Here is a 7,523-nt window from a genome sequence, read left to right on the forward strand (position 1 = left end):
CCGTGGGGGCGGGAGGGGAGCATTCGCTCGCCGTGCTCGCGGACCGGAGTGTCTGGGCTTGGGGCAGCAGCAGCCATGGGCAGCTGGGCACGGGGCTCTCCAGCTTCCGTGCCGCACCCGTGCTGGTCTGGTAGCGCGAGGATTCAACCCCACCCGTGACGACGTTGGCCTCGATGCCAGCGTCGGACACGGGTGGGGGTTCCCTCGGCGTATACGACTTCAGCCTGGAGTCGGTGACTCCCGACGCCGGCGGTTCAGCACGAGCAACAGCAACGTCAGCAGGACTCCGCCCGGCGCGCCGGACTGTCGACAGCCGCATCCGCTGTCCCCCTCCTCGATGGGCGCCTTGGCGGGCAGGACCTCCAACGTCAGAGGCGCCGCGTCGACTCCACCGAAGCGGGTGTCTCCGCTGTACGCCGCGCTCAAGGTGTACTGGCCCGGAGCAAGCGGCGCGAGCGTGTGTTTCGCCTCGCGGGAAGTCACCGTGACGACCTCCAGCACCTCCGTGCCCCGGAAGAACGTCACCGTCCCCGAGGGCTCTCCCTGTCCGCCCACGATGCTCGCGGTGACGGACACCGCCTCTCTCGCATACGCGGGGTTGGCCGAGGCCTGGAGCTGAACCGTGGCCTCCTGGAAGTCGGCGGAGCGAGCGACGGCCAAGGTGTAGCTCTGGCTCGACGAGCAGCGCCCGCCATCCGTCGCGGTCAGGGTGATGGGGAAGTTGCCGGGCTGCGTGGGCATTCCCGTGAGGACGCCGTCACGGAGCTGGAGTCCACGGGGCAGCGCCCCATCGAGCACGAACGTCGTCGTGCCCTCGCCACCCTCATGCACGAAGGGTGTCTGCGCATAGACCTGTCCCGTAGTCCCCGCAGCCAACACGGTGGGGCCCAGCGACATGGGCGGACAGGCCACCGCGAGCGTGAAGTCGCGTGACGCCGTGCACCCATTCCCATCGGTCGCCGTCACACTGAATGGATAGTCGCCGCCCTCCTCGGGAGTGCCCGAGAAGACGCCGCCCTCCAACCGGAAGCCCCGAGGCAGCGCACCCGACACCGTCGAGGTGACGCTCCCCATGGCCCCCAGCACGGCGAGCTCCACCGGAGCGAAGACTCCTCCCCGGGCAATCCCCGGCAGCGCCGCGTCCTCCAGCAAGACGGCTCCCGTGGGACACGTCGACGCGGAGCCTCCCGCCATCCGGTTGTTGCCGAAGGACAGGATGGTGCCCGTGCCGATGAGCCGCGTGGTGGCCAGCACATTGGCGTCCACGGCGGCGCGGGACAGCCTCAGCAGCGTCTGACTCCCACTCCCCACCGAGGCCGCATGCAGGCCCACGCCATTGTGCGTGAGCCGGGCCCGCTCCACGTTGAGCTGGACCTTGCCGCCATCGTCCGTCCGGGCCCAGATGCCGGCCTCGGCATTGTCGGACGCCGTCAGCTCATTCACCGTCGCCACACTGCCCGCGCCGAGCCAGAGCCCCTGGCGATTCCCTGAAAGGTTGCCGCGCGAGATGACTGCAGAGGCCACCCCGGACGGCGAACTCACCCGGACGCCAGCGCCCCCATTTCCCGAAACCACGACATCGGCGAGGACCAGCTGGCCACCCGCCTCGGGCGAGAAGCGGATGCCGTCCTGCTGGAAGCCATGAATCTGTACGCGCTCGACATGCAGCGCCCGCCCGCTGTTGAACGCGATACCCGTCGTTCCGCGCGTGCCCGCGCTCCCGGTCAGGGAGAGCCGACGCAGCACCACCACGTCCTGAGGGCCGGCGTTGATCGTGATTCCCGGGATGCTGGACGCGCTCACCTTGCCGGCCGGCCCGCCATCAATCGTGATGGCCTTGGTGATGACCAACGTGCCGAAGCTGCCGGCGTCAAGCACATCGATTTCCCCCCCCGCGGCCGTCTTGCTGATGGCGCCAGCGAATGTCTTGCACGGCGCGGTGCGGGAACACGGATTCACGTCGTCGCCCACGCCCGACACCCAGGTGCGCGTTGCCTGGGCCAGCGCGGGAGTGGACGCGCAGAGCGCGACCACGAGGATGCAGCGCAAGTGGACCCCCATCGCGCGGCTCAATTCTGAGGCAGCGTGGTGGAGGGGGAACCATCCGTGCCGTTGCCCGCGGCGACGCGATTGTTCCCGAACGAGACGACCGGGCCGTCCAGCCCCAGGCCCGTGTTGTGGCCCACCATCGTGTCGGAGATGCGCACCTGCGCCGGGGCCTCCGCCTTGATTCCGACGCCGTTCTGCGCCACCACGGCCCGCTCCAGCGTCACCTGCGCACCGCCCACCGCCAGGACGCCCTGGCCGGAGTGGCCCACCACCGTCGTGTCATTCACGGTGACGCGCGCGCCGTTCAGCACGTGGAGCCCGATGAGGCCGGACGCAATCTGGCTGTTTCCAATCACGGCTCCGCCGCTCGCCACCTGGATGCCACCCGAGGTTTCGCCGGCGGTCGTCGGCGCCCTGGCGACCGCACCGTTGACCGTCGTGTTGCGCACGACGAGCTGCACGGCGCCCGCGCCAGGCAGGATGTTGATGCCCGAGCCGGTGAATCCCTGAATCGTGCAGTTCTCCACCAGCACCTTGTCCGCCGCGAGGATGCGGATGGCGTCCAGTCCCGTGGTGCCGCCATTGATGGCGACATTTCTCAGGATGACGGTGGCGCCGGCCGCGTTCACGACCACGCCATGCGTCCCTGAATAGAGGATGCCTCCGGCGCTGGGCCCGCCGTCAATCGTGATGGACTTGGTGATGGTCAGCGTGCCGTAGCCACCCGGGTCCATGGCATCAACCTCTCCACCCGTGGCCGTCTTGCTGAGCGCCCCCATGAACGTCTTGCACGGCGCGGTGCGAGAGCAGGGGTTCACATCATCCCCCACGCCCGAGACCCACGTGCGGGTCGCCTGGGCCGAGGCGGAGGAACCCAGCAGCAGGCACAGCAGGGCGGGAAGCGCGAACAGACCGGTCGCGCGAGAACGAGCAGAGCCAGGAGAGGACATGGTGAGACACGATACCCCGCTCGTGCTCACTCCACGAACGACGCCCGCGCGTGACTCATCCCAGGACAGCCCGAGTCCATCGGCACTCAGATTCTTCAAGGTGTTTCAGCCTTTCCCATGAAAGCTGAACGCACCCAGGAAGGGGTGTTTCAGCCTTTCGCATGAAGGCTGAACGCACCTTGTCGAATTCCTTCGCACGGGACGCTCGCCAGGCTGAGCGCGGCGAGTGTCCCCGTGTGGCTCCAGCCGGGATTACTTCGTCTTGTTGTACTCGCGGCTGGCGATGACACCCTGCACTTCGGCCAGGGCGCGAGCGCCGGAGGCGGACTCGAGCGCCTTCTCGGCGATGGTCTGCACCTGGCGCTTGGCGTCCGCCAGCTCCGCCTGGAGCGACTGGATGGCCTGTGCCTGCTTGGTGTTCGTGTCCTTGAGCGAGGCAATCTCCATGCTGGCCACGCGCTGCGACGTCTCCGCGTCCTTCGTGGCGAGCGTGAGCTTCAGGTCCCACTCCGACTTCACGCGGTTGCCGACGATGGCCGCCGCCGTGTCCGCTTCCTTCTTCAGCACCGCCGGGAACTCGGAAACCTGCTTGCGCAGGTCCTCCAGCTCCTTCTCGCGCAGCTTCAGCGCGTCCTCACGCGTGGCCCAGTCCTTCTCCAGCTTCTCCTTGCGATCCCTCTCGGCCGCGGACTGCACGCGCAGCCCTTCCACGAACGCGTCCTGCTCCTTCTTGCGCAGGTTCTGGACGTCATACGCGTACTGCTCCTCCGCCCGCTGGCGCGCCATCTGCGCCGCCTCACGCTCGGTGGCCAGGTCCGTGGCCGCCTTGGCGCGCGTGTCCTCGATGTCCTTGTTCAGCCGCTCCATCTCCTCCTGCAGCTCCGCCTTGCGCTTGTCGTACTCCGCCACGAGCACGTCCACGGCGCTGGCCGCCACGTCCTTGCCGTGCAGCTCCGACAGCTCGTCCGTCTTGAGCTGGATGGCCTCATCCAACTGCTTCATCTCCTCCACCAGCGCGATGACCTGCTCGTTGATGCCCGAAAGCGTCTTGTTGATGGTGAGCCCCGCCTCGGTGACTTTCTTCACCGCGGACTCGGCCGACAGGGTGGAGACGTCCGCCAGCACGTTCTTGGCGTGGGTGTCCCGGGCCTCCTGCTCCTTGGCGGGGACGACGGGCTTGCTGCGCGCCTTGCGAGCCAGGTCCTCGAAGGCGGCCTTGGTGGACTCCGAGGACCGGTTGCGGGCGGCGGACTTGCGGGAAGCGGACTTGCGCGTAGCCATGTGACTCTCCAGGTAGGGCACGGCCAGGCGGGCCAGGGCGGCTCGCGAATGACGTGCGGGTTTCGTGGGATTCGTGGTCCCCTTTTTGGGCGACCATGGGAGAAGAGTACCTGTGGGGTCTGACATGGTTGGCCGGGTTCCAGGCGTCCGTCCGGGGCCCGGAAACAGGCGTTTGGGGGCCCGGAAAGCCACACCGGGCTTGTCCTTCGGGCCGGCGCGCGGCTAACTCGCCCCCCGAATCCGCTCAAGGGAGAGCGTCAATGCAGGTCGTCAGTGTGAAGCAGGTCCTCGCCGGCGCGGTGGAGGCAGGGACGAAGGTGGAGGTCCGTGGCTGGGTTCGCACCCGGCGCGACTCGAAGGCGGGCATCAGCTTCGTCAATGTCAGCGATGGCTCGGTGTTCGACCCCCTCCAGGTGGTCGCCCCCAATTCGCTGCCCAACTACGAGAAGGAGATCCTCCACCTCACCGCGGGCTGCTCCGTCGTGTGCCGCGGCACGCTGGTGAAGTCCCAGGGCAAGGGCCAGGCCTTCGAGGTCCAGGCCGACGAGGTCCAGGTGCTGGGCTTCGTGGACGACCCGGACACGTACCCCATTCAGCCCAAGCAGCACACGCTGGAGTTCCTGCGCGACGTGGCCCACCTGCGCGTGCGCACCAACACGTTCAGCGCCATTACCCGCGTGCGTCACCGCGCGGCCCAGGCCGTCCACCGCTTCTTCGACCAGGAGGGGTTCTTCTGGGTCAACACACCCATCATCACCGCGAGCGACGCGGAGGGCGCCGGGCAGATGTTCCGCGTGTCCACGCTGGACACCGTCAATCCGCCCCGCACGCCGGAAGGCAAGATTGACTGGCACAAGGACTTCTTCGGCAAGGAGGCGTACCTCACCGTCTCCGGCCAGCTCAACGTGGAGGCCTACGCCATGGCCATGTCGAAGGTGTACACCTTCGGCCCCACGTTCCGCGCGGAGAACTCCAACACCACGCGCCACCTGGCCGAGTTCTGGATGATCGAACCGGAGATCGCCTTCGCGGACCTGAACGCGGACGCGGACCTGGCCGAGCGCTTCCTCAAGTTCGTCTTCAAGGCGGTGCTGGAGGACTGTGGCCCCGACTTCAAGTTCTTCGAGGAGCGCGTGCAGAAGGGCGTCACGGAGCGCCTGGAGAAGTTCATCCACTCCAGCTTCGAGCGCCTGACCTACACGGAGGCGATTGAAATCCTCAAGAAGGCGAAGAAGAAGTTCGAGTACGCGCCGGAGTGGGGCAAGGACCTCCAGACGGAGCACGAGCGCTACCTGTCCGAGGAGCACGTGGGGAGGCCCGTGGTGGTGATGAACTACCCGGAGGAGATCAAGGCCTTCTACATGCGCATCAACGAGGACGGGAAGACGGTGGCGGCCATGGACGTGCTGGCCCCGGGCATCGGCGAAATCATCGGCGGCAGCCAGCGCGAGGAGCGCCTGGACGTGCTGGACGCGCGCATGAAGCGCTTCGGCTTGGACCCGGCCCACTACCAGTGGTACCGGGATTTGCGCCGCTACGGCACGGTGCCGCACGCGGGCTTCGGCTTGGGCTTCGAGCGGCTCATCGTCTACATGTGCGGCCTGCAGAACATCCGCGACGCCATTCCCTACCCGCGCGTTCCGGGCTGGGCGCAGTTCTAGTCGGGGCGGTCCACCGGCGGGGAGGACGTCAGGGCAGTTGGGACTGGAGCGCGGGCCAGCGGGTGCGAACCCACTGGCGCACGTACTCCAGCTCCTCCTCGTAGGTGAGGAAGTCCGTGCGCTGGTACCAGGCGGGGAAGTTGCCCTCGCCCACGGTGCCGGGCGCGCCCAGGGCGCGGTACTCCAACTGCCACCGCGCCCAGTCTCGCCTCGCGACGGCGGACGTCTCCTTCTCGTAGCCGTCGATGAGCGCGAGCACGTTCTCCAGCTTCAGCTCGTTGCGCAGCAGCGCCCGGTAGCGCTCGCGCATGGGCCCCGCGAAGGTGGGGTCCGCGAGCAGCCGCGCGAAGATGCGGTTGTTCCCGGTGAAGGTGTTGCGCGTCGTCGGCGAGGTGCGCGTGGTGTCGAAGTTCTGGCCGAAGCTCGCATCGAGGTCCCAGGGGATGAAGCGCCAGGGACCCTGCGTCTTCGGGTCATACGCGTGATAGGCGTTCTTCGAGTGGGAGTCCGTCCCGAGGATGAGGGAGTTGAAGATCCACCAGTCCTCGTAGTCCTTCAGGCGGGTGCGCTGCGGGAAGCCCGAGCGGAACGTGGCGTCGTCGGAGTCCGCCACGAAGGTGATGAAGGCCTCCAGGGTGTCCCAGGCGTGGGGCTGGCCCATCTCCGGCTCGCCGACCTTCTTCTCGAAGCCCTCGCGCAGCGACGTCTTGGGCTCGCCGTTCTTGCGGATGCGGGAGAAGTTGGCGTCGTTCTCCACGGCCTTGAACAGGTCCGAGTCCTTGTCCATGCCGTGCTCCGCCATCAGCCGCTTGTGGGGCAGGTCCGCCGCCGTATAGAGGCCGAGGAAGCGATTGTTGGCATAGAGCACCGCGCTGAAGGTGCGCACGCGGATGTGCTCGGGTGACATGCGGCTCCACAGGTCGAACGCGAGCCGCGTGCGCACGTAGGAGTTGTCATTGAACGTGGTGACGAGCGCGACGCGCTTCTTCTTGAGGAAGCCGTCGCCGTGGACGGGCTCGTTGAAGAGGTCCTCGTCCGGGAACTCCAGCGTGAAGCTGCGCTTGGGGAAGGCCCCGGACGTGGCGCCCCGGTACTTGGCTTCGATGTTGTAGGTGCGGCCCCGGTAGATGAGCTGCGCGGGCTTGTCGCTGCCGGAGGTGAGGGGCGGGGTGTAGATGAGGTGGAAGACGGGCAGCCCGTACTCTTCCGTGTACTTCGTCGGGTCGACGATTTTGATGTTGCCGGGGCCTCCGTCGTTCTCCGCGACGCCGACCTTGAGGGTGCCCGTCTCATTGCTCGTGTGCTCGCGCAGGACGAGGTTCCACACGGCGGCCTGGTCCCTGCCGGGCGTCCAGCGCAGGGTGGCGGTGGCCTCGTCGAAGGTGGCGCCGGGCGGGAGGTTATCCACGCCGAAGCGCAGCCCCGTCGTGGTGCTCCCGGTGGCGCACGTCACGGTGGCCGTGACGAGCTGCCCTTCCGTCAGCCAGCGCGTCTCGCCCGCGGTGGGGGCGCAGACAATGGGCGCGGGGCCCGCATCGGGAGGACCCGCGTCCGGAAGGGGGCTCCCCGCATCGGGCACGCC

The 7,523-nt window shown here is 67.8% G+C and carries 6 protein-coding genes; 2 read left to right on the plus strand and 4 right to left on the minus strand.

Annotated elements, in window-relative coordinates:
- Positions 1–2: 2 nt before the first annotated feature.
- Complete coding sequence (locus tag HR086_RS42765; protein ID WP_373564427.1) at positions 3–134, plus strand: hypothetical protein; 132 nt, start codon at positions 3–5, stop codon at positions 132–134.
- Positions 135–219: 85 nt separating this feature from the next.
- On the opposite strand, the gene HR086_RS42770 is transcribed toward HR086_RS42765, so the two are convergent.
- From HR086_RS42770 to HR086_RS42780, 3 genes are all read right to left on the minus strand, one after another.
- A complete protein-coding gene (locus tag HR086_RS42770) occupies positions 220–2,061 on the minus strand; it encodes a putative Ig domain-containing protein (protein ID WP_174468509.1) in 1,842 nt (613 codons plus the stop codon).
- A gap of 8 nt (positions 2,062–2,069) precedes the next feature.
- Complete coding sequence (locus HR086_RS42775) at positions 2,070–2,999, minus strand: right-handed parallel beta-helix repeat-containing protein (RefSeq protein ID WP_174468510.1); 930 nt, start codon at positions 2,997–2,999, stop codon at positions 2,070–2,072.
- Between the two features lie 252 nt (positions 3,000–3,251).
- Positions 3,252–4,280, minus strand: coding sequence for a kinetoplast-associated protein (locus HR086_RS42780; RefSeq protein ID WP_174461703.1), 1,029 nt, complete (start codon positions 4,278–4,280; stop codon positions 3,252–3,254).
- Positions 4,281–4,540: 260 nt separating this feature from the next.
- Between HR086_RS42780 and asnS the strand changes: the two genes are divergently transcribed.
- Positions 4,541–5,941, plus strand: coding sequence for an asparagine--tRNA ligase (asnS, locus tag HR086_RS42785; protein ID WP_174458424.1), 1,401 nt, complete (start codon positions 4,541–4,543; stop codon positions 5,939–5,941).
- A 28-nt stretch (positions 5,942–5,969) separates the two neighbouring features.
- Here the strand turns inward: asnS and HR086_RS42790 are convergent.
- Positions 5,970–7,523: CotH kinase family protein (locus HR086_RS42790; protein ID WP_174468511.1), on the minus strand; the 1,554-nt coding region annotated here is incomplete at its 5' end.

It is taken from the genome of Myxococcus sp. CA039A, assembly GCF_013336645.1.
In the GTDB taxonomy this organism is placed as follows: domain Bacteria; phylum Myxococcota; class Myxococcia; order Myxococcales; family Myxococcaceae; genus Myxococcus; species Myxococcus llanfairpwllgwyngyllgogerychwyrndrobwllllantysiliogogogochensis.

Coding starts and splice junctions, on each gene's coding strand:
- HR086_RS42780 (WP_174461703.1), bottom strand. CDS start 4,280: ATGGCTACGCGCAAGTCCGCTTCCCGCAAGTCCGCCGCCCGCAACCGG.
- HR086_RS42775 (WP_174468510.1), bottom strand. CDS start 2,999: ATGTCCTCTCCTGGCTCTGCTCGTTCTCGCGCGACCGGTCTGTTCGCG.
- asnS (WP_174458424.1), top strand. CDS start 4,541: ATGCAGGTCGTCAGTGTGAAGCAGGTCCTCGCCGGCGCGGTGGAGGCA.
- HR086_RS42770 (WP_174468509.1), bottom strand. CDS start 2,061: ATGGGGGTCCACTTGCGCTGCATCCTCGTGGTCGCGCTCTGCGCGTCC.